Source organism: Vicinamibacterales bacterium, from assembly GCA_041659285.1.
GTDB lineage: Bacteria > Acidobacteriota > Vicinamibacteria > Vicinamibacterales > UBA2999 > 12-FULL-67-14b.
Genome location: JBAZYO010000005.1, coordinates 192,621 through 214,428, shown reverse-complemented (window position 1 = coordinate 214,428; position 21,808 = coordinate 192,621). Strand labels below are relative to the sequence as shown.

19 protein-coding genes are annotated in these 21,808 nt (G+C 67.1%); 14 read left to right on the top strand and 5 right to left on the bottom strand.

Annotated elements, in window-relative coordinates:
• Positions 1–5 precede the first annotated feature (5 nt).
• A complete protein-coding gene (locus WC815_10030; GenBank protein MFA5909102.1) occupies positions 6–764 on the bottom strand; it encodes an alpha/beta fold hydrolase in 759 nt (252 codons plus the stop codon).
• A 3-nt stretch (positions 765–767) separates the two neighbouring features.
• A complete protein-coding gene (locus WC815_10025) occupies positions 768–1,361 on the bottom strand; it encodes a YbhB/YbcL family Raf kinase inhibitor-like protein (protein ID MFA5909101.1) in 594 nt (197 codons plus the stop codon).
• 65 nt (positions 1,362–1,426) lie between these two features.
• Here WC815_10025 and WC815_10020 point away from each other — a divergent pair, with 65 nt between their 5' ends.
• The 12 genes from WC815_10020 (at position 1,427) to WC815_09965 (ending at position 13,102) form a co-directional block, all read left to right on the top strand.
• The gene (locus WC815_10020; GenBank protein MFA5909100.1) at positions 1,427–3,004 is read left to right on the top strand and encodes a M20/M25/M40 family metallo-hydrolase; all 1,578 of its coding nucleotides are present in this window, start codon (positions 1,427–1,429) and stop codon (positions 3,002–3,004) included.
• Positions 3,005–3,182: 178 nt separating this feature from the next.
• Positions 3,183–4,874, top strand: coding sequence for an EAL domain-containing protein (locus WC815_10015; protein ID MFA5909099.1), 1,692 nt, complete (start codon positions 3,183–3,185; stop codon positions 4,872–4,874).
• Between the two features lie 221 nt (positions 4,875–5,095).
• On the top strand, positions 5,096–5,431 hold the full coding sequence (gene hisI, locus WC815_10010) for a phosphoribosyl-AMP cyclohydrolase (GenBank protein MFA5909098.1): 336 nt from the start codon (positions 5,096–5,098) through the stop codon (positions 5,429–5,431).
• A complete protein-coding gene (hisG, locus tag WC815_10005; protein MFA5909097.1) occupies positions 5,428–6,315 on the top strand; it encodes an ATP phosphoribosyltransferase in 888 nt (295 codons plus the stop codon). The genes hisI and hisG overlap by 4 nt, the downstream gene beginning before the upstream one ends.
• The gene (hisD, locus tag WC815_10000) at positions 6,312–7,586 is read left to right on the top strand and encodes a histidinol dehydrogenase (protein MFA5909096.1); all 1,275 of its coding nucleotides are present in this window, start codon (positions 6,312–6,314) and stop codon (positions 7,584–7,586) included. Before hisG ends, hisD begins: the two co-directional genes overlap by 4 nt.
• Positions 7,586–8,665 carry a histidinol-phosphate transaminase gene (locus WC815_09995; GenBank protein MFA5909095.1) on the top strand — a complete coding sequence of 360 codons (1,080 nt, stop codon included), beginning with the start codon at positions 7,586–7,588 and terminating at the stop codon, positions 8,663–8,665. The genes hisD and WC815_09995 overlap by 1 nt, the downstream gene beginning before the upstream one ends.
• Before the next feature lie 56 nt (positions 8,666–8,721).
• A complete protein-coding gene (hisB, locus tag WC815_09990; protein MFA5909094.1) occupies positions 8,722–9,297 on the top strand; it encodes an imidazoleglycerol-phosphate dehydratase HisB in 576 nt (191 codons plus the stop codon).
• Complete coding sequence (gene hisH / locus WC815_09985; protein MFA5909093.1) at positions 9,294–9,932, top strand: imidazole glycerol phosphate synthase subunit HisH; 639 nt, start codon at positions 9,294–9,296, stop codon at positions 9,930–9,932. The genes hisB and hisH overlap by 4 nt, the downstream gene beginning before the upstream one ends.
• A gap of 80 nt (positions 9,933–10,012) precedes the next feature.
• Positions 10,013–10,792, top strand: coding sequence for an imidazole glycerol phosphate synthase subunit HisF (hisF, locus tag WC815_09980; GenBank protein ID MFA5909092.1), 780 nt, complete (start codon positions 10,013–10,015; stop codon positions 10,790–10,792).
• Positions 10,786–11,484 (top strand): HisA/HisF-related TIM barrel protein, encoded by a 699-nt coding sequence (locus WC815_09975; GenBank protein MFA5909091.1) that lies wholly within the window; start codon positions 10,786–10,788, stop codon positions 11,482–11,484. Before hisF ends, WC815_09975 begins: the two co-directional genes overlap by 7 nt.
• 70 nt (positions 11,485–11,554) lie before the next feature.
• On the top strand, positions 11,555–12,115 hold the full coding sequence (locus tag WC815_09970; protein ID MFA5909090.1) for a hypothetical protein: 561 nt from the start codon (positions 11,555–11,557) through the stop codon (positions 12,113–12,115).
• 15 nt (positions 12,116–12,130) lie between these two features.
• A complete protein-coding gene (locus tag WC815_09965) occupies positions 12,131–13,102 on the top strand; it encodes a heavy metal-binding domain-containing protein (protein MFA5909089.1) in 972 nt (323 codons plus the stop codon).
• On the opposite strand, the gene WC815_09960 is transcribed toward WC815_09965, so the two are convergent.
• The 3 genes from WC815_09960 to WC815_09950 form a co-directional block, all read right to left on the bottom strand.
• Positions 13,056–14,258: a hypothetical protein gene (locus WC815_09960; protein ID MFA5909088.1), complete on the bottom strand. Its 1,203-nt coding sequence runs from the start codon at positions 14,256–14,258 to the stop codon at positions 13,056–13,058. The genes WC815_09965 and WC815_09960 overlap by 47 nt on opposite strands.
• An 85-nt stretch (positions 14,259–14,343) precedes the next feature.
• Complete coding sequence (locus WC815_09955) at positions 14,344–15,927, bottom strand: PHB depolymerase family esterase (protein ID MFA5909087.1); 1,584 nt, start codon at positions 15,925–15,927, stop codon at positions 14,344–14,346.
• 2 nt (positions 15,928–15,929) lie between these two features.
• The gene (locus WC815_09950; protein MFA5909086.1) at positions 15,930–17,897 is read right to left on the bottom strand and encodes a pyrroloquinoline quinone-dependent dehydrogenase; all 1,968 of its coding nucleotides are present in this window, start codon (positions 17,895–17,897) and stop codon (positions 15,930–15,932) included.
• Between the two features lie 186 nt (positions 17,898–18,083).
• Here WC815_09950 and WC815_09945 point away from each other — a divergent pair, with 186 nt between their 5' ends.
• Entirely contained in the window at positions 18,084–18,461 is a 378-nt protein-coding gene (locus tag WC815_09945; protein MFA5909085.1) for a hypothetical protein, read from the top strand.
• A gap of 64 nt (positions 18,462–18,525) precedes the next feature.
• Complete coding sequence (locus tag WC815_09940) at positions 18,526–21,789, top strand: TonB-dependent receptor (GenBank protein MFA5909084.1); 3,264 nt, start codon at positions 18,526–18,528, stop codon at positions 21,787–21,789.
• Positions 21,790–21,808 lie beyond the last annotated feature (19 nt).

Genomic DNA, 21,808 nt, shown 5'->3' with positions numbered 1-21,808 from the left:
CCGGTTTACAACGAATCCAGAAAACTAGCGACGCGGGCCTGGAGCAACTCGCGATCGCGATCAATCGCGACGAGGTGAGCCGAGCCCGGCAGGTCGAGGCGCTCCACACGCGCGGCGCGGGTGAGCGACGCGGCCAGCCCGTCCACTTGCGCGCGCGATACGGTGGCATCCAGGTCGCCATGCACCAGCAACACGGGCTGCGTCACCTCGCCCAGGCGCCGGCGGACCGCGGTCATCATGTCGAGGAGCTGACCGAGCGTCTCCAGTGGATAAGCCGGCAGCGATCGCAAGCCCGCCGCCAATGAGCGGTCGCTCACGTTCGGGCCACCGCCGGGCTTCGGGATCACGTTGAGCCGTTGTGGGCGAAGGGCCGCGGGAATCAACAGGCGGAGGCGGATCTGCGAGGCGACGACCGGGCGCAGCGAGGTGGGCGTGGCCAGCAGCACGAGGCCGCTCACGTCGCGTGGGCGCGTGGCCGCCAGGTGCAGCGCGAGCAAGCCGCCGGCCGACGCGGCCACCACCGCCGCCGGGTGGCCGCCCGCCACGCACGCCGTCAACGCGGCATCGGCGGACGCGAGCCAGTCGGTCCAGCGCGTCGCCGCCAGCGCCGCCACATCGCGGCCATGGCCGGCCAGCATCGGCGTGCTGACCGCGCGGCCGGTGGCCGACAACGCGCCGGCCAACGGCAACAGCTCATCCGGGCTGCCGGTGAGTCCGTGAACGCAGAGCACCGGACCGCGGCCAGCCCGTCGATCGTCAGCCACCCGTTACTGCGGCCGCCTGAACAGCCCGACGTAAACCGCCTTGCCGAGGACGTGTCCTTGCGCCGCCTTCATCACCGCGGTGCGCGTCTCGAACGCATCGGCGCCCATCGGCACGTCGAGTTTCGTGTCCAGCGCGTAGATCTCGAAGGTGTAGTGGTGCGGCGGACCGCTGGCCGGCGCGCCCGGTCCGCGATACACCGGACCGCTCGCGCTGGTCTGGTGGCTGCCGTCCGGCAGGTCGGCGCCCTTCGGCACGCCTTCGGGCAGGCCGGTGGCGGTCGCCGGGATGTTCCACATCAGCCAGTGCACTTGTGTCTCGGTGGTCTTGTTGCGGGCGACGTCGGGGTCGTGCATGTGCAGCAGGAAGCTCTGCGTGCCCGGCGGCGTGTTGGTCCACCGCAACTCCGGTGACACCTGCTCCCCCGCCTGTGTGTACTTCGCGGGAATGGGATCGCCATCCGGGAAGGCGGGCGTGGTCAGGGTCATCGCGGGCCGCGGCGGCGCGGCGGCCGGTGCGGGCGCCTGTGCGGCGGCGGCGACAGCGGTCGCAAGGCATGCCGCCAGGGCGGCCATGGGCGTTCGGATCAGGTGGGTCATGTTCATTTGCTTCGCTCCAGACTGCCGACAATATCAGACACGAGTTTGAGAATAGAATCTGGCTCATGCGACGTTTGATGTTTCTGACCTCCGCCCTGCTCACCATCACGCTGACGTTGAGCGCGCAGGCGCCGCCGGCCGGCGTTGACCCCGCCACCATCAACCGGATTCGCGGTGAGGCGGTCACGCGTTCGCAGGCGATGGAAACGCACTGGTGGCTGTCGGAGGTGTACGGCCCGCGCGCGACCGGCACGCCGTCGTACACGCAAGGCGCCGATTGGGTGATGAAGAAGTTCAACGAGTGGGGATTGAAGAACATCCACGTCGAGCGCTTCCCGTTCGGACAGGGATGGACGATCGAACGATTCTCCATCCACATGATCGCGCCGCAGACCGCCGCGCTCATCGGCCAGCCGCGGTGGAATTCGCCGTCCACCAACGGGCCGGTCGCCGCTGACGTCGTGCACGTGCAAGCCGCGACCGAGGCCGACCTCGCCAGGTACAAGGGCCAGTTGCAGGGCAAGATCGTCGTCAGCCAAGGCGTCCGCGCGGTACGGATGCTCGATGGCCGCGTCGTCCTCCAGATGACCGACGCCGACTGGGCAGAAGCGATGAAGGTGCCGGAGCCGGCGGCGGCACGTCCTCCGGTTGCGCCGGCCGCGGGCGCGCCCGCGCCCCTGACGCCCGCGGCGCTGCAGCGCTTCCTCGTCGCTGAAGGCGCCGCCGCGTATCTCGATCGCGGGTCCGACAACGACGCGCCGGCCGGCGGCAGCAACCTGTCGTGGCAAACCCAGCTCGTTGACGGCGGCACGATTTTCCCCGGCAGCGGCGGCAGCCGCGACCCCAAGGTACCCGCGCTGGTGCCGTCGGCCACCATCGCCGTCGAACACTACAACCGCATCGTCCGCCTGCTGGCACGCGGCCAGGCGGTGCGGATGGAAATCAACATCCAGGCCACGTTCCATCCGGAAACGGATCCGGCCGGCAACGCCTTCAACATCATTGCGGAGATCCCGGGCACCGACCTCGCCAACGAGGTCGTGATCATGGGCGCGCACTTCGACACCTACCCGTACGCGACCGGGGCCACCGACAACACCACCGGATCGTCGGCGATGATCGAAGCGGTGCGCGTGATCCAGGCGCTGGGGCTGAAGCCGCGGCGGACGATCCGCGTGGCGTTATGGGCGGCCGAGGAGCAGGGCCTGCTCGGCTCGCGTGAGTACGTCGCGCGCCACTTCTACGATGCCAAGATCAAGACCCCGAAGCCGGGCCACGAGAACGTGCAGGCCTACTTCAACCTCGACAACGGCACCGGCCGCATTGTTGGCATCTGGGGCCAGGGCAATACCGGCGCGATGAAGCTGTTCGAGGAGTGGGGCAAGCCGTTGAAGGACATCGGCTGGAAGAACGTGAGCCCACGCTCGGTGAGCCAGACCGACCATGGCTCGTTCGAGGACGCCGGCATTCCCGGCTTCCAGTTCATCCAGGAGCGCCTGGAGTACAACTCGCGCACGCATCACTCGAACATGGACACATTCGATCACGTTCAAAAAGACGATGTGATCCAGCAAGGCGCGGTGGCCGCGGTGTTCGCGTGGTACGCCGCGAACACGCCCGGGCGTTTACCGCGCAAGCAGTAGCCCCTCCGCGCCGCTTTTGTAACCACGTTTCTGACGAAGGGTTGTTCCGATGTGGAACAGCCCTTCACCTTCCAGCTCATCTTTGCACTCGCGCTAACTGTTTGAAGGCTTGCCAGTTCGGCCGCGGTGGCGACCGAGGTACATTTCTTGCGAGGCAGCCCGCAAGTTTGTCTTCGACATGACGTCCATCCGTCTGCTGCAGGTCGAAGACACCGAGGATGACGCGGCCTTGGTGTCTGTCGCGCTGACGCGCGCCGGTTTTGACTTGTACTCCAGGCGGGTCGGCACCGCCGCCGCACTGCGCCACGAGCTGGACACCGAGGAGTGGGACCTCGTCATCGCCGACTACGCAATGCCCGGCTTCAGCGGCGCCAAGGCCCTCCACATCGTCCGCGAGCGGCGCGCGGATCTGCCGTTCATCTTCGTGTCGGGCACCGGCGGCGAAGACACCGCCGTGGCCGCCATGCGGACGGGCGCGCACGACTACATCATGAGGGGCAACCTCTCCCGGCTCGCGCCGGCGGTGGAGCGCGAGCTGCGCGAGGCCGCGGCGCGGCGGGAACGCCTGCTCGCCAACCAGCGGGTCGCCTACCTCGCGTACCACGATTCGCTGACCGACCTGCCCAACCGGGCGCTGTTTCACGATCGCCTGCAACAGGCCATCCTGCGGTCGCATCGGGATGAGCGGGGCCTGGTCGTGCTGCTGATCGATCTTGATGGCTTCAGGGAAATCAACGACGCGCTCGGCCACCATGCCGGCGACCAGGTGCTGCAGGAGGTGGCGAGCCGGCTGCGCGGCGCCCTGCGCGCGTCCGACACCGTGGCGCGGCTCGGCGGCGACGAGTTCGCGGTGCTGCTGCCGGCCACCGACGTGAACCGGGCCGAGCTGGCGGCGCGCAAGATCCTGCACGATTTGGAGCACGCCTTCGTCGCCGACGAGCGGCCGCTGATGGTCACCGCCAGCATCGGCATTGCCGGCTGCCCGGCGCACGCGTCCACGAGCGACGAGCTGCTGCAGAAGGCCGACTCGGCGATGTACGTCGCCAAAGGCGACGGGTGCGGGTGCGCCGTCTACGACGTCACCCGCGATCAGCGCGTCTATCAGCGCGTGAGCATGGCAACGGCCCTGCGCCAGGCGCTCGACGCCCGCCAGTTCGAAGTGGACTACCAGCCGATCGTCCATTTGCACACCGGCACCGTCATCGGCGTCGAATCGCTGGTGCGCTGGAACCATCCCGAGCGCGGGCGGCTGCTGCCGGACGACTTCATCCGGGTGGCGGAGCGCACCGGCCTGGTGAACCCGCTGACGGCGTTCGTGCTCGACCGCGCCTTTTCGGAGTGGCCGGCGTCGCAGCTGCCGGCGGGATGCACGATTGCCGTGAACGTTTCGCCGCGCAGCCTGCATCACTCCGCCTTCCCCGGGCGGGTGAGCGAGTTGCTCGACGGCTACGGCACGCCGCCGGGGTCGCTGATGCTGGAAATCACCGAGAACATGGTGATGTCGGATCCGGACGGGGCGGCGCGGTGCCTGCACCAGCTTCACGAGATGGGCGTCAACCTCGCCATCGACGATTTCGGCCGGGGCTACTCGTCGCTGAGCTACCTGCGGCAGCTGCCGGTGGATCAACTGAAGATCGATCGCTCGTTCCAGATCGGGCTGGCCAGCGGCGAAGACGAAACGCTGGTGCGCTGCATGATCGACCTGGCGCACAACCTGGGCATGATGGTGGTGGCCGAGGGCGTGGAAACCGAGGGCGTTTACCAGCAGCTGGTCGGGATGGGCTGCGACGCGGTCCAGGGCTTCTTCATCAACCGCCCGGCCCCGGCGGCCGACGTGGCCGGCTGGATCGGGCGCCGGGCCCCTGCCTAGCCGCCATTTGCAATTCCCGCCGCGGATCAATTACCCTTTTCAGGTCATGTCGTTGGTCCACCACGCGCACCGCAGCCATCATCACCGTTCACGGAACGGCACGGCAGGAGTTTGCGCGTAGAGTTCGGGACGACATCCAACAGGATTCGTTTGACGCAAAGGCCCGCCGGCAACGGCGGGCTTTTTGTTTTTAACCCCCCAAGGACGCGAAGGAACAGGTCATGGATTTCTCCAAGCTTGACGGGCTGATCCCGGCGGTCGTGCAAGACGAAACCAGCAGTGAGGTGTTGATGGTGGGCTTCATGAACGACGAAGCCTGGGCGCTGACGAAACAGACCGGCTACGTCACCTTCTTCAGCCGCACCCGCAACCAGCTGTGGATGAAGGGCGAGACGTCGGGGAACAAGCTGGCGGTGCGCCAGGTGTTCCTGGACTGCGACGAAGACACGCTGCTCATCAAGGTCAGGCGCGAAGGCGACGGCAATGTCTGCCACACCGGCCAGCGCTCGTGCTTCTACAACGAGATCGAGAACGCGCAACTGGGAGAAAGACGATGAAGCTGAAATTGGGGATCCCGAAAGGCTCGCTGCAGGACGCCACCATCCAGTTGTTCCAGCGCGCCGGCTACCAGATGCGCGTGGACTCGCGGTCGTACTTCCCGTCGATCGACGACCCCGACATCGAGTGCATGCTGATTCGCGCGCAGGAGATGGCCCGCTACGTCGCCGACGGCGTGCTCGACGCCGGTCTCACCGGCCAGGACTGGATTGCCGAGCACGAGATTGGCCACCCTGAACAGACGCCGCTGGCGCGGATCTGCGACCTGGTCTACTCCAAGCAGAGCTTCGGCAAGGTGAAGTGGGTGCTGGCCGCGCCGGAGGATTCGCCCTTCAAGACCGTGGCCGACCTCAACGGCAAGCGCATCGCCACCGAGCTGGTGCGGGTGACCAGGAACTACTTCACCACCAAGGGCCTCGACGTGGACGTCGAGTTCTCGTGGGGCGCGACCGAGGTCAAGCCGCCGGTGCTGGCCGACGCCATCGTCGAGGCCACTGAAACCGGGTCCACGCTTCGCGCCAACCGCCTGCGCATCCTCGAGACCATCATGGAGTCCAACACCCAGTTGATCGCCAACCAGCCGGCGATGACCGATCCGTGGAAGAAGACCAAGATCGAGAACCTCGCCATGCTGCTGCGCGCCGCCATCGACGCGCAGGGCCGCGTCGGCCTCATGCTCAACGCGCGGCGGACCGATCTCGAGAAACTGATCGCGATCCTGCCCGCGCTGCAGCGACCGACGGTGTCGTCGCTGAGCGATCCGGAGTGGGTGGCGATCAACACGATTCTCGAAGAGAAGGTGGCGAGAGACCTGATCCCGAAGCTGAAGGCGGCCGGCGGCCAGGGCATTGTCGAGTATCCGCTGACGAAGATCGTCGTATGAAGATCGCCGACTCGACCAACCGCCGCGCCGTCGCTGCCCTGTTGTCGGCGACGCGCATCCGCGATCGCGCCACCGAGACGGGCGCCGCCGCCATTGTCGATCGCGTGCGCAAGGGTGGCGACGCCGCGCTCCTCGAGTTCGCGCGCGAGCTGGATGGGCTGCAGGGCCGCATCGAGGTGCCGCGGCGGGTGTGGGAGGCGCAGGCGCGCACGCTCGCCCCCGGCACGCGGCGGGCCATCACGCGCGCCGCCGCCAGCATCCGCAAAGTGGCGAAGGCGCAAGTCCCCAAGGGTTGGCGCCTGAACGTGGGCGGCGGGATCAGCGTCGAGCAGCGGGTCATTCCGGTGTCGCGGGTTGGCTGCTACGTTCCCGCCGGCCGCTATCCCCTCCCGTCGTCGCTCCTCATGTCGGCCATACCCGCGCGCGCCGCCGGCGTGCCCGAAGTGATCGTGGCCTGCCCGCGGCCGGACGCCGCGGTGTTTGCGGCGGCGCTGGAAGCCGGGGTCGATCGCCTGTTCCAGGTCGGAGGCGCACACGCGGTGGCCGCCATGGCCTACGGCACGCGCACCGTGCCGCGCGTGGACAAGATCGTCGGGCCCGGCAACCGCTGGGTGGCCGCGGCCAAGTCGATCGTCTCGGCCGACTGCGGCATCGACTTCTACGCCGGACCGACGGAGATCCTGATCGTGACGGCGTCGGGCCCGGCGTCGTGGATTGCCGCCGACCTGATCGCGCAAGCGGAGCACGACCCCGATGCGCGGGCCGTGTTCGTCACCTCGAATCGCCGGCTGGCCGAACAGGTCGCGCGCGAAGTGGCGGCGCAAATGCCCGACACCGGGCCGGCGCTGCAGTCGCTCGAACGCCACGGCGGCATCATCGTCTGCCGCGACATGAACGAGGCGATCGACCTCGCCAACGCGGCGGCGTCCGAGCACCTCGTGGTGGGAACCGAGGCGTTGGCCAAACGCGTCTGGAATGCCGGAGCCGTGTTCGTGGGCGCCTGGACGGCGCAGGTCGCCGGCGACTACGCGATTGGTTCGAATCACGTGCTGCCCACGGCGGGCGCGGCCCGCTACCGCGGCGGACTGAACGCCGCTGATTTCGTGAAGCTGGTGTCGGTGCAACGCCTGACGAAGCGAGGGCTGCAACGCCTTGCCGGCACCGTGACAACATTGGCCAGAGCCGAAGGCCTCGAAGGCCACGCCCGATCGATTGCGGTTCGCGTTTCGACTCCCGACTCCCGACTCCAGACTCCCGGCAGGAAACACTGATGACCACCATTCAAGGCGTCCCCGATCTCGGCCCCGGCCTCCGGCTCCATCTCAACGAGAACACCGGCGGCTGCTCGCCGAAAGTGGTCGAGGCCGTCCGCGCGTTCGACGCGCAGCGGCTCGCCACCTACCCCGACTTTCGCGACGCCATCTTCGAGACCGCGGCCTTTCTGGGCGTGGACGCGGACCGCATCGTGCTCACCAATGGTCTCGATGAAGGCATCCTGCTCGCGTCGGTGGGCTACCTCGGCCAGCGCACGCCCGAGGCGCTGGTGGAGCTCGGCGCGCCGCTCACCGCCGTGTCGGGCGCGCCGGAGATCGTGGTGGCGCAGCCGGCGTTCGAGCCGTACCTGAGTACCGCCCACGCCATGGGCGCACGCGTGGTGTCGGTGCCGGCGGGCAGGGACTTCGCGTATCCGCTGGAGGCCGTGCTCAAGGCCATCACGCCCAACACCCGCATCGTTTACGTGAACAACCCCAACAACCCGAGCGGCCAGCCGGTGCCGCAAGAGGCCATTCGCACGGTCGCTCGCGAGGCGGGCCACGCGCTGGTGTTCGTGGACGAGGCGTACCAGGACTTTCTCGGCGAGAACTTCCTGAGCGAGGCGGGGAACTATCCGAACGTCATCGTCGGGCGCACGTTCTCGAAGGCGTTCGGCCTCGCCGGCATGCGCGTCGGCGTGATGATCGCCTCGCCCGCGATTCTCAAGCCCATTCGCCGGGCCATGCCGTTGTTCAATTTGAACGTGGTCGCCGTGGCGGCGCTGCGCGCCGCAATCGCGGATCCCGAGTTCCGGTCCTGGTATGTGGCGCAGGCGAAGGCATCGAAGGAACTGGTCTACGCCGCCTGCGAGCGGGCCGGCCTGCGCTACTGGAAGAGCGGCGCCAACTTCGTGCTGATCGACGGCGGCGCCCGCGCCCGGGCGCTGGTGGACGGGATGATCGCGCAGGGCGTGTTCGTCCGCGATCGCACGAGCGACCCGGCTTGTCCCAACTGCTTCCGGCTGACGGCCGGAGTAGTCGAGCACACGCGCCGGGCCGTGGACACGCTGGAGGCCCTATGCGCCCGCCTCCGCTAAAGCTTCCACCTCCGCTCAAGCTACGGCGGACAGGACGGCCGGCAAGCCGCAAGGCCGTGATCGATCGGCGGACCGCCGAAACGCAGATCAAGGTGACGCTGTCGCTCGACGGTAAGGGCAAGTACGAGAACCGCACCGGCATCCGCTTTCTCGATCACATGCTGGACCTGGTGGCGCGCCACGGCGGGTTCGACCTCAAGGTCAAGGCCACCGGCGACCTCGACGTCGATCAGCACCACACCGTGGAAGACGCCGGCATCGCGCTGGGCGAGGCGGTGCTGGCGGCGATCGGCAACAAGCGCGGCATCAACCGCGCCGGCTACTTCGTGATGCCGATGGACGAGACGCTGGCGGTGGCGGCCATCGACCTGAGCGGGCGCCCGCACGCGGTGATCGACACCAAGGTCACGGTGCGGATGGTCGGCGACCTGCAGACCGAGCTGGTGCACGACTTTTTCGACGGCTTCGCAATGGCGGCCCGCGCCAACGTCCACCTCAAGGTGATGTACGGCCGCTCCAACCATCACAAGATCGAAGCCTGCTTCAAGGCGTTCGCGCGCGCGCTGCGGGTGGCGTGCTCGAAAGACAAGCGGATGGCGCGCACGCTGCCGAGCACCAAGGGCCTGCTGTGATCGCACTCGTTGACTACGGCGCCGGCAACCTCACCTCGGTGCGCAAGGCGCTGGCGGCGATCGGCGCCAGTGCCTGGACGCCGACGGTGCCCGGCGAGCTCGGCCGCGCCCACGGCATCATCGTCCCGGGCGTCGGCCACTTCGACGCCACGCGCGGACTGACGGAAGACTGGCGGACGGCGATCACGGCCACGGTCGCCGGCGGCACGCCGCTGCTGGGCATCTGCGTCGGCCTGCAGTGGCTGTTCGAAGGCAGCGTCGAGGCCCCGGACGTTCCCGGGCTCGGGCTGTTTAAGGGAATGTGCCGGCGCGTAGGGGTCAGACCCCTCGACATCAGGAACCCCTCTCGGGGTCAGACCCCCTTGAAAGTGCCGCATGTTGGCTGGAACAGCCTCTCCATGCCCCGGCCGAGCAAGTTGATGGCCGGAATCACGCCGGGCACGCAGGTCTACTTCACGCACTCCTACGCCGCGCCGGTGATCGACGACACCGTGGCGATCTGCGAATACGGCGTCCCGTTCAGCGCTGCGGTTGAGCGGGGCCGGGTGTCCGGTGTTCAGTTTCATCCTGAGAAGTCCGGCGATGCCGGCCTGAAGATTTTGAGTAACTGGTTGCAGTCGTGTGACCCGAAATGATCTGTGTAATCTGCGCCATCTGCGGCCCTGGACGAAATGATCTGTGTAATCTGTGTAATCTGCGGCCCTGGTGATCATCTGTGTTATCCAAACGAATAATTGCCTGCCTCGACGTCCGCGACGGCAAGGTCGTGAAGGGCGTCAACTTCGAGGGCCTGCGCGATGCCGGCGATCCGGCGGCACTGGCGCGGCGCTACAACGTGGAAGGCATCGACGAGATCGTGATCCTCGACGTCACCGCCACGGTGGAGGCGCGCCAGGCGCGCGCCCATACCATTGCGGCCGTGGCGCGGGAGATCTTCCTGCCGCTGGCGGTGGGCGGCGGCATCCACAGCGAAGCCGATGCCGCGGCGGCAATCGAAGCGGGCGCCGACAAGGTCAGCCTGAACACCGCGGCGCTCAAGCAACCCGGGCTGATCACCACGTTGGCGAAACGCTACGGCAGCCAGGCGGTGATCGTGGCCATTGATGCGAAGTCAATCCGGCTAAAGCCGGACTCCACGGAAACCAGGTACGCGGTCTACGTCCGCAGCGGGCAGGCGGCCACACCGCGCGACGCCGTCGAGTGGGCGCGCGAGGCCACCGACCGCGGCGCCGGGGAGATCCTGCTCACCTCGATCGATCGGGATGGGACGAAAGCCGGGTTCGACTGCGCGATGACGGCCGCGGTGTCGGACGCGGTGAACATCCCCGTGATCGCGTCAGGCGGCGCCGGCACCTTCGAGCACTTCGCCGAGGTCTTCCGCGAGGGCCACGCCGACGCCGCGCTGGCCGCATCGATCTTTCACTTCAATGAGAAATCGGTGAGCGCGCTGAAGGCCTTTTTGAGCAACGCTGGCATTCCAGTAAGAATATGCTGATCCCTTCGATTGATTTACAAGGCGGCAAGGTTGTCCAACTCGTCCAGGGCGACAAGCTCGCGATCTCGTCCGACGATCTCGATGGCTGGATCGCGAAGTTCGCGAAGTTCCCCAAGGTCCAGCTGATCGACCTCGACGCCGCCATGTCGCGCGGCAACAACGACGCGCTGGTGCGGCGGATCGCCGCGAAGCTGCCCTGCCGGGTCGGCGGCGGCGTGCGCAGCGTGCGCCGCGCCGAAGAGCTGATTGCCGCCGGCGCGCGGGCGGTGATTGCCGGCTCGGGATTGTTCCGCCGCGGCGACGGCAACGACCTGTCGCAGATGATCGACCACGACTTCGCGCGCGCGCTGGCCGACACCGTCGGCATGAGCCGCGTGATCGCCGCGGTTGACTCACGCGCCGGGCACGTCTGCATCCACGGCTGGAAGACGGTGCTGCCGCTGACCGCTGTGCAGGCCGTGCGGCTGCTCGAGGGCTACTGCGAGGAGTTCCTCTACACGCACGTGGACAAAGAAGGCTTGATGCAGGGCACCGACATGGCCGCCATCAAGGCCGTCGCGGGCGCCACCGAGCGCAAGCTCACCGCCGCCGGCGGCATCACCACCCGCCAGGAAATCGACGCCCTCGACGCCCTCGGCATCGACGCCGTCGTCGGGATGGCCATCTATACGGGGTCGTTAGCCATCGATTGAGCCGCAGAAAGACAGCCATGGATCAGGCACAGATCTTATGGGGTAGGATGGCCGGCGAAGGAGGGGCCCCATGGTTCCAGTGCTGACGTTGCTCGTCCCGATCCTGGTCTCGGCCATCTTCGTGTTCGTGGCCAGTTCGATCATCCACATGTTCACGCCGTTCCATAAGGGCGACGTGAAGCGCGTGCCCAACGAAGACGGTGTGATGTCGGCGTTGCGGAACTTCAACCTCGCGCCCGGCGACTACGCCATGCCGCTGGCCTCGTCGATGGCGGCAATGGGCTCTCCGGAGTTCCAGGACAAGATGAAGGCCGGTCCAGTGGTGATGATGACCGTCAGGCCCTCCGGCAAGTTCAGCATGACCGGCAGCCTGATCCAGTGGTTCATCTACTCGATCGTCGTCTCCCTGTTCGCCGGCTACATCGCCGGCGTGGCCCTCGCCCCCGGCACCGACTACCTCAAGGTCTTCCAGATCGCGGGTTGCGTGGCGTTCACCGGCTACGCCATGGGCCTCCCCCAGGCGTCCATCTGGGGAGGGAAGAACTGGGGCACGACGCTGCGCGGCATGGCCGACGGCTTGCTGTACGGCCTGCTGACCGGCGGCACTTTCGGCTGGTTGTGGCCTCGGTAGTCGTAGAATAGGGGCATGCGGTACGTCCTCGCCCTCGCCCTCGCGTGCACCATCGGCGTCTCCGGCCAGGAGTTGCTGCCGGGCACGGCTCGCCCGCTGATCGATCCCAGCAAGCCCTCCACCACCAGCGGATACATCTGCCCGATGCATCCCAACGAGGTGAAGGCCGAGCCGGGGACGTGCAGCATTTGCGGCATGACGCTGGTGCCGGGCGATCCCATGGCGACGGCGGATTACGTGATGGGCGTCACCCTGGAGCCGCGCGCGCCGAAGGTGGGGCAGAAGGTGAAGTTCCGCTTCGCGGTGCTGCACCCGCTCACCGGCGCGCCGGTGAAGGACTTCGCTGAAGTCCACGACCGCCTCTTCCACCTCTTCATCGTCAGCCGCGACATGACGCAGTGGTTCCACGAGCATCCGGTGATGGACAAGGACGGGAGCTTCGTCCTGGAGCACACCATCCCCTCGGCCGGCCACTACGTGCTGTTCAGCGACTTCATGCCGCTTGGCGGCGGGCCGCAGCTGATTGCCACGCCGTTCTCAACCGCGGGTTTCGAGGGCGACCTTGCCTCGTCCATCCCCGCGCTCACGCCCGACACGACGTTCACCAAGACCGCCGACGGCGTGGTGGTCGAGCTCGCCGCGACCCCGGCGAAGCTGATCTCCGGCGAAGAAACCGACCTTCCGATTCACTTCGAGGATGAGAAGACCGGCGAGCCGGTGAAGAACCTGCAGCGCTACCTCGGCGCCTTCGGCCACGCGATGATGCTGAGCGAAGACATGACCGAGCACGTGCACGCGCATCCGGAAGAGATGCTCGAAGGCACGACCGTCACCGAGGGCGGCGGGCCGGATCTCGTCTTCCACGCGCTCTTCCCGAAGCCAGGCATGTATCGCATCTGGCTGCAGTTCCAGCGCAACGGCCGCCTGTCGATGATCCCGTTTACGGTGCGAGTGTTGCGGGCGGGCGAGACGCCTGCCTCGCCGTAGCGACGCGAAGGCGGGGCGGAAAGGCAGTAACCGACAGCAGCGGCTGGGCGCGCAGCGGCGCGCCGGCCGTGTTGTCGTAGAACGCGGTCACCACCAGGCGGGTCCCCGCCGGCAGCGTCACCGGTTCCTTGAAGATGTAGGGCGACGGCCAGTCGGCCCGGTAATCTTTCAGCCACAACAGCGACTCGACCACGCCGTCCGGGCGGATGGCGGTGACTTCCACCGACCTGGCGCCGGCACCCAGGCTGGGCCACAGCGCCGCAGTGGTGGTGGCGGCCTTCAACGTCAACTCGGTCCGCACGCGCTCGCCGGACTTGCCGGCGGCCACCGTCACGGGCGGCGCGCTGATTTCAAGCGCCGAGGCCACCTGCGCAGGCTTCTGCTCAGAGAAATAGAGGCCGATCTCGCCGGCGCCGCTCGCCGCTTCGGCCGTGCCCCGATACCCGATCTCCACCGCGATCTTGCCGCTGGCCGGCAGCTGGATGCCGACGCCCTCGGGCATGCTGCTCACCTGATGCGTGGGTGTCCACGTGCCGAGCCATTGTCCGGTGCGCAGTTCGTAGACCGCGGCGTAGCGGACCACGCGCCGATCGGTGAAGTTCAGCTGCATGGCGCGCAGCCACTTCGCCTGCTTCAGCCCCGTCGCCACTTCGATGCGGGCCGTGCGATCCTGCGAATCCGCGGCCACCTTTTCGCCGGCCGCCACGGCCACCACGGCGTCGGGTTGGCCATGGTCCCAGCCGCTGAGCGCGGGCACGATCACCGCCGGCTTGTCTTCATCCGCCACCAGCACGCCGCTCGGCGCGCCGCCGTCGGCCCACGACAGGATCAGGCTCACTTCGCGCGCGGTCAGGCTGACGTCGTTCGAGAAGTGGCCGTAGCCGTTCACCGCGCTCCAGGGCGGCATGCGCCGCTCGAGAATCTCTTCCTTGATCGCCACCGCCCACGGCCGCGCGTCCCGGTAGGTGGTAAGCGACATCGAGACGTTGGCCTCGGTGTGGCACTGGAAGCACTTCTTCTGGAAGATCTGCGAGACCTCGCGGTTGAAGACGATGCTGGTCGTGATGCGCCCGTGGGTGTAGACGGGCTCCGGGCGGAGAGCCTGCCAGCTGACCACGGCCAAGCCAAGGAACACCACACCGGCGAGAGGCTTCATCCATGTCTTCATGATGGGTCTGACCAATAGGCTACCGCACTCGGGGGCCGAGCGCACCCCCTTCCGATCTCCTGAACTCCTGTCGCTATTGTTGTTGGGTAGCTACCGGCGACGCTTTCTTCTGTGCCGCCAGGAACTCGAAGGCTTTCGGCAGGTTCGGCACCACCACGTCGGTGTGGCTGCCGCCGGGAATCTCGAGATAGGTCACGGTGGCGCCGGCCTGTTTCAGCGCCGCGACCATCGATCGCGATCCGTTGACGTTGACGGTGGCGTCGTTGTCGCCGTGGACCACGAACTGCGGGATGCCCTTCATCCGCTCCGCCATCGTGGCGGCGCCCATCCCCGAAAACGGCACCAGCGCCGCCCAGGTGTCCGGGTACTTGGCGCCGAGCGCCCATGTGCCGATCGCGCCCATCGAATGGCCGAGGAGGTAGATCCGCGACTCGTCCACCTTGTAGTTGGCCTTCATCAGGCGCAGCACCTCGAGCACGTCTTTCTCGCTGTATTCGACGCGGCGCCTCGACGCGGCGTCACCGGCGCCCATCATGGTCGAGCCGTAGAACCCGTCCACCCGGAAGCCGTTCGGCGCGGCCAGCAGGAAGCCGTGCTTCTCCGCGAGCTGCGGCGGCAGCTTCGAGTACTGGTCGAACATCGAGTCTTCGTTCCCGCCGAGGCCATGCAGCGCGATCACGAGCGGCGTGCCGGTGGTGGCGGAGTACGACTTGGGCACGTAGACGCGGTACGGCATCACCTCGTTCGGTCCTTCGAGCACGTAGTGGCGCTCGAAGTCGCCGGTCTTCGTCTTGAACGGGTTCTTGCCGCCCTGGGCCGCCGCCAGCACCGCTTCGGCCGTGGCGATCTCGGGGCCGACGCTGAACGTGCCGAGGCCGTAGCGGCCGCGGTTGACGTTGCGGATGTAGTCCGCCGGATAGGTGACGTCGGCGCGAACTGCCGGCACCAGGGACGTCGCCGCGGCCTCGAGCGCGCGCAGCCGCGCGTCGAGCCCCTTGTGCAGCACGACGCCCAGCGTGGCGGTGGCAAGCGACGTCGTGCCGTCCAGCACCTCGGTCTCAATCACGTACGGTCCGTCTTCGGCGCCCGCCAGGTTGAGCTCGATCGCGAATGGCGACTCGCGCAGGTCGCGGCTGAGCCCGTCGAACACGCCAAGCTCGCGCCCCGGCGGCGCCATCGCCGGCGCGCTCCCGGGCGGGGGCGGCGGCATCCGCTTGCGCAGCACGACCTTGGCCGAGAGCGCCGGGGTCAATTCCATCGACGGGCTGTAGATCTGCTCGAGCCGCAGCGCGTACGGCACCGACGAATCGATCACGGTCCGCTCGCTGCGCAGCGCGAGTGAGTTCTGGAAGTCGAGGGCCGGCGTCCACGGCTGGCCGTCGAGCAGCGTCATGCCCTTCGCGATCTGCCGACGCACCTCGCCGATCCTGCCGAGCCGGTTCGCCGCGGCGATCTCCTTGTCCACCGCGTCGATCTGCGCCTTCAGCTCGCCCTGAGGCTTCACCGTCGCCTTCCGCGTGTTGTAGCGGACCGACAGCGAACTGATGTTCGGTAATGCCTGCGCGGCGGCCAGCGACGGGACCATCACAAGGGCGGCCACGACGATGGTCCGGCTGACGTGGAATATCCGGCTGAAGCCGGATGCTACATTTCGCATGATTACGACCCCAATGTGAATGCAATCAGTTCAGCCGACGCACCACTGCCCGCGGCAACAACCAGGTACTGAACGCCCTGGAACGAGTAGGTCATCGGCGACGCCAGCGGGCGCGCCGGGGGCAGGAATTCCCACACCAACGCGCCGGTGGCCTTGTCGTAGGCGCGGAGCTTGACCGGGTCGGGTGTCACGCCTGTGGACAGCGGACGTCCGCCGACCGGCAGGTTGCGGCCACCGCCGAGGTTGCCCTGGCCCGTCGCGATGAACAGCAGGCTCCTGGTCACCAGCGGCGCGTGGCGAAGCGCCGCGCCGAGCGGCGGCAGCTTCAGGTCCTTGAGCAGCGGATGCTCGCGCGGGCCGTCGCCGACCGCCGTCATCCACTTGGTGTCGCCCTTGTTGAGATCGATCGCCGTCACGCGCCCGTACGGCGGCTTCACCACCGGCAAGCCGTCCAGCGTCGGCGGCGCCTGCACGCCGCCGCGCACGTAGAGGAGGTTGCTCTTCGACGGGTCTGGCTTCACCAGCTGAATGACGATGGGGCTCGTGAGCGACGGCACGTAGAGCGTGCCGTGCTCCGGATCGAACGCCGCTCCGGCCCAGTTGGCGCCTCCGACCCATCCGGGCAGCGCGATCGTGCCCTTCTCGGACGGCGGCGTATACAACGGACCGTAGTCGAACGGCTTGATCGCCTCGAGCGCCGCCTGCTTCAGCTCGGGCGTGAAGTCGATGAGGTCGCTTTCGGACAGCCCCTGCCGCTCGAACGCGGGCGGCTTGGACGGAAACGGCTGGGTCGCCGAGGTGCGTTCACCGGGCACCGTGGACTGCGGCACCGGCCGCTCCTCGATCGGCCATACCGGCGTACCGGTCCGCCGATCGAGCACGTAGGTGAAGCCCTGCTTGCTGACCTGCGCCACCGCCTTGATGTCCTTGCCGTCCACGCGTATGTCGGCCAGCACCGGCGCCGCCGGCAGGTCGTAGTCCCACACGCCATGATGCACGGCCTGGAAGTGCCACACGCGCTTGCCGGTGCGCGCGTCGAGCGCGACCAGGCTTTCCGCGAACAGGTTGGCGCCCGGACGATGGCCGCCGTACCAGTCGTCGGTCGGCGTGCCGAAGGGCAGATACACGTAGCCGAGCTCTTCGTCGGCTGACATGTTGGTCCACACGTTGGTGCTGCCGGAGTAGCTCGCCGAGTCGTCCGACCACGTCTCGTTGCCGAACTCACCCTTCTGCGGGATCGAATGCAGCGTCCACAGCTTCTTGCCGGTGCGCACGTCGAAGCCGCTCACGTCGCCGCGCGGCCACTCCTTGTGCGTCGGGACGTCGTGGATGCTGGCGCCGACGACGACCACGTCGCGGCAGATGATCGGCGCGGCGGTCACTGCGTAGTTCGTGCTGCGCACGGCGTTGGCCAGGCCGTCCATCAGATCGATCCGCCCGCCCTGGCCGAACGTGGGGTCGAGCGCGCCGGTCTTCGCGTCCACCGAGATCAGATACGCGTCGGACGTGCCGAGCAGCAGGCGTTCCTTCGCGCCGCCTGGCCCGAGCGCAGTCGAGGGCTCCGACCAGTACGAGATGCCGCGATGCACGAACCCGAGGTTGCCGGGCCGGCCCGCCTTCCAGTTGGCGGGGTCGAACACCCAGATCGACGCGCCGGTCGCCGGGTTGATGGCGGCAATCTGCCCCAGCGACGTCACCGTGTAGAGCACGCCCTTCACCATCAGCGGCGTGTCGTGGTACATGCCGGGCCGCGACATCGGGTTCGCCGCCACAATCGCGTTGTCGGGCGACGTCCACCGCCAGGCCACCTTCAGCCTGGCGACGTTGTCCTGGTTGATTTGATCGAGCGGCGAGTACTTCTGCGAGGCCGCGTTGCCACCGTAATGCGTCCACTCGACGGACGGTGATTGGGCGCCAAACGTCCCGGTCCAGCAGACGGCGAGCGCGATCAGGATTCCGACTCGGCGCATAAGTTGTGGACCCCTTGGGAAAGACGGACCATCCTAGCATCCGCCTACGCTCGCGGACATTCTGGCGAGCTACGGCGGGACCTCGCCGAAGCGGCCTTCGGCCGCGAAGGCGGGCCCTTGGCACTTGTAATCCCATGTAACGCATTTTTGGGTTAGCATTCGCGTGCCCCTAAGGAGGGTCTAGAGATGAAGTCGATTTTTCACAAGGTCAGCGCGGTCGTATTCGTGATCGGATTGCTCGCTTCCGCACAGGTGCTCGCCCAGGCGACCAACGTCACCGGCGACTGGAACTTCAACGTCACCACCGATCAGGGCGGCGGCACGCCCACCATCACCTTCAAGCAGGAAGGCGAAAAGCTCACCGGCAAGTACAACGGCCAGTTGGGCGCCGCCGATCTGACGGGAACCGTGAAGGGCAACGCCATTCACTTCACGTTCAGCATCGACATGCAGGGCCAGATGGCGCCTGTTACCTACGACGGAACGGTCGAAAAGAACACGATGAAGGGCACGCTGGACATCGCCGGCCAGGTGAACGGCACCTTCACTGCGACCAAGAAATAGCTCCGAAATCAGAACGATCGGTCAGTCAGGCCGCCATTGACACTTTGGGGCGGCCTGCTGCCTAATGATGCGGTTTACGCGGACTTTACTTTGGAACGGTAATTCAATTCGTTTGGTTCGTCGCTTCGGTCGCTTGTTTGAAATGGTGTCACCCACGCGCCGTGGGCGGTTGGGCTTGCAACTTCGTGGAGGTCTTGTGATGCGTGCGCTCACGGTTCGGATTTCTGTAGTTCTCTGTCTTCTTCTCACGCCGATCGTCGCATCGGCGCAAACCAGTACCATTTCAGGCACCGTGAAGGACGCGTCGGGTGGCGTGCTTCCGGGTGTCACCGTGGAAGCCGCGAGTCCGGTGCTGATTGAAAAGACCCGCTCCACGGTCACCAGCGGGTCGGGCACCTACTCGATTCTCGCCCTCCGGCCCGGCACCTACACCGTCACCTACTCGCTCCCGGGTTTCGGCACCGTGGTGCGCGCAGGCGTCGTGCTGACGTCGGACTTCACGGCCACCATCAACGTCGACCTGAAGGTCGGCGCGCTCGAGGAAACCCTCACCGTGACCGGCGAATCCCCCATCGTTGACACGCAGAGCATCACGCAGCGCGTGGTGATGACGGCGGAAGTCCGCGAGGCGCTGCCGACCGGCCGCAACATCCAGGCCGTGGGCATCATGATCCCGGGCACGACCATTGCCCAGGGCGGCGGCGGCGCGCTGTCGCGCGACGTCGGCGGTTCGGGCAACCTGCAGCAGTCGCCCCTCCAGTACCGCGGCTCCGGCGACACGGTGCAGACCATCGACGGCATCCGCCTCAACAACCTGTGCGCCCAGGGCGCGTATAGCGGCGTTTACTGGAACGACTCGAGCTTCGAGGAGTTCAGCTACGTGACCGGCGCCGACTCGGCCGAAGTCGGCCAGGGCGGCATGCGCGTCAACATGGTGCCGAAGGACGGCGGCAACTCGTTCCGCGGCTCGATCATCGCGAACTACGCCGGCAAAGACTTCACCTCCGACAATTGCGGATCGCCGGGCATCGGCCAGCCGTGCACCCGCTCGAACCTGAGCGGCAGCAAGACCTTCAACGCCAACAACACGCTTACCAACGTGGACGCGATCCAGAAGATCTGGGACGTCAATCCCTCGATCGGCGGTCCGATCCTCCGCAACAAGATCTGGTTCAACTACACGTTCAGGCACTGGGGCTCATCGAAGACCAAGGCCGACTCCTACTTCGACGCCGACCCCTCGCCCTTCCGCTATGTGGCCGACACCAGCAAGCCTGGCATCGACGATGGCCACATCGTCAGCAACGCGGGCCGCGTTTCGTGGCAGGCGAGCAGCAACGACAAGTTCTCGGGCTATTTCGACAACCAGCGGAAGTACCGCAACCACTGGGGCATCGCCTCGACCATTCCGCCCGAGGCGGCCGGCGTCCAGGTAACGCCGACCAGCTACGTGGGCGTGGCCAAGTGGACGAGGACCCACACCAACAAGCTGTTGTTCGAGGCCGGCTTCGGCGTCTACAACCAGAATTACACCGAGCTGTACCAGCCCAGCGTCACCGGCTCCGAAGACAAGGTGTGGAGTGACGACGCGATCATGGCCGCACGGGTCTACAACGTCGTCGATCAGTCGAACGGCCGCCAGGCCAATGCCTGGCCGAACCCGGCGGACCACTATTCGGTGCTCCGCACGTTCTCGGGTGCGGCGTCGTACGTGGCCGGCGCGCACAGCTTCCGCCTCGGCGGCACCTTCAGCAACGGCGACTGGAAGCTGCTCACCCGGTGGACCGGCGACATGCAGCCGATCACCTACAACGCCGGCGTGCCGGTGTCGGTGACGCTCCGGCTGCCGTCCGACCGCAACAACGGCATCAATCGCGACCTCGGCATCTACGCGCAGGACCGCTGGTCGATCGGCCGGATCACGTTGAACCTGGGCATCCGCTTCGACCAGTTCATCGGCGAATCGCGCGAGAGCTCGGTGCTGGCCAGCCGGCTGAGCGGCGGCGCCACGTTCGGCGAGTGCTCGGACGGCAAGGTCGATCCGGGCGAACTGTGCACCGGCACGGTGCAGAACTGGAAGGACATCTCGCCGCGCGTCGGCGTCGCCATGGACGTGTTCGGCAACGGCCGCACGGCGATCAAGGCCAGCTGGGCGCGCTACGTGGCGGGCCAGGCAATCGCCTTCGCAAACCAGGTGAACCCGATCGGCGCGCTCACCGGCACCGACACCCGGGCGTGGCGCGACCTCGACGGCAACGGCCTGCCGCTCGATAACGCCGGCAACATCCAGTTCGGAGAGCTGACCAACTCCGCAGCGACGCCGACCTTCGGCCGGCTCACCGTTCCCACCACTCAGTACTCGCCCGACCTGCTCGATGGATGGGGCAAGCGCGGCTACAACAACGAAATCACTTTCGCGATGCAGCACCAGCTGGCGGATCGCGTGTCGGTGAACGGCGGTTACTACCGCCGCACGTTCGGCAACGCGACGTTCGTGGACGACCTCCGCTACGACGAGAGCAGCTACGACACGTTCTGCATCAAGGCGCCCGTGGATCCCGACCTCCCGGGCGGCGGCGGCTACCAGGTGTGCGGCGTGAAGGACCTGAAGCCCGCGGTGTTCGCCCAGAACCTGCCGGCCAACAGCTTGATCCGGTTCTCGGACGACTTCGGCGGCGAGACCAACCTCTACCAGGGTTTCGACCTCAACCTCGAAGCCCGCTTCCGCAACGGCGCGTTCCTGCGCGGCGGCATCGCCGCTACGGCGCGCACGTTCGACAACTGCAACCTGCTGGCGGCCGGCCTTGATGCCGTGGTCGGCGCTGCCGCCCAGGGGACCGAGATCTACGAGGATGGCTCCACCGGGTGCCACCGCGAGTACGGCTACCGGCCGGACGCCAAGGTGTCGGGTTCCTACACGCTGCCGCTCGACATCCAACTTGCCGGCACGTTCCAGCATTCGCGGGGCGTGCAGAACGGCGGCGCCGGTCCAAGCGTGGGCGCGAGCTGGGGTGTCATCAACGCGGTGGCCAACCCCCAGATCGGCCGCAACTGGACCGGCGTGGCATCGCGCACCGTCCAGTTGATGCGCGAGGGTCTCGAGTACGGTGAGCACAACCTCAATCAGCTCGACCTCCGCCTCGCCAAGCGCTTCAACGTCGGCAAGGCGCGGCTGCGCGTGGACTTCGACCTCTACAACGTCTTCAACAGCAGCTGGCCGTTCACCATCAACGCCGCCTACTCGACGGCGGCCACGGGCACGTGGCAGCGTCCGACCAACGTCCTGCAGAGCCGCTTCTTCAAGCTCGGGGGGCAGATTAGCTTCTAATCGCCTCAGCGGCAGTTAG

Bases quoted from the DNA above. Each gene is read 5' to 3' on its own strand.
- WC815_09970 (MFA5909090.1), top strand. From the start codon at position 11,555: ATGGTTCCAGTGCTGACGTTGCTCGTCCCGATCCTGGTCTCGGCCATC.
- hisG (MFA5909097.1), top strand. From the start codon at position 5,428: ATGAAGCTGAAATTGGGGATCCCGAAAGGCTCGCTGCAGGACGCCACC.
- WC815_09950 (MFA5909086.1), bottom strand. From the start codon at position 17,897: ATGCGCCGAGTCGGAATCCTGATCGCGCTCGCCGTCTGCTGGACCGGG.
- WC815_09940 (MFA5909084.1), top strand. From the start codon at position 18,526: ATGATGCGGTTTACGCGGACTTTACTTTGGAACGGTAATTCAATTCGT.
- WC815_10015 (MFA5909099.1), top strand. From the start codon at position 3,183: ATGACGTCCATCCGTCTGCTGCAGGTCGAAGACACCGAGGATGACGCG.
- WC815_09945 (MFA5909085.1), top strand. From the start codon at position 18,084: ATGAAGTCGATTTTTCACAAGGTCAGCGCGGTCGTATTCGTGATCGGA.
- WC815_09975 (MFA5909091.1), top strand. From the start codon at position 10,786: ATGCTGATCCCTTCGATTGATTTACAAGGCGGCAAGGTTGTCCAACTC.
- WC815_10020 (MFA5909100.1), top strand. From the start codon at position 1,427: ATGCGACGTTTGATGTTTCTGACCTCCGCCCTGCTCACCATCACGCTG.
- WC815_09955 (MFA5909087.1), bottom strand. From the start codon at position 15,927: ATGCGAAATGTAGCATCCGGCTTCAGCCGGATATTCCACGTCAGCCGG.
- WC815_09995 (MFA5909095.1), top strand. From the start codon at position 7,586: ATGACCACCATTCAAGGCGTCCCCGATCTCGGCCCCGGCCTCCGGCTC.
- WC815_09960 (MFA5909088.1), bottom strand. From the start codon at position 14,258: ATGAAGCCTCTCGCCGGTGTGGTGTTCCTTGGCTTGGCCGTGGTCAGC.
- WC815_10025 (MFA5909101.1), bottom strand. From the start codon at position 1,361: ATGACCCACCTGATCCGAACGCCCATGGCCGCCCTGGCGGCATGCCTT.
- WC815_09965 (MFA5909089.1), top strand. From the start codon at position 12,131: ATGCGGTACGTCCTCGCCCTCGCCCTCGCGTGCACCATCGGCGTCTCC.
- hisD (MFA5909096.1), top strand. From the start codon at position 6,312: ATGAAGATCGCCGACTCGACCAACCGCCGCGCCGTCGCTGCCCTGTTG.
- hisI (MFA5909098.1), top strand. From the start codon at position 5,096: ATGGATTTCTCCAAGCTTGACGGGCTGATCCCGGCGGTCGTGCAAGAC.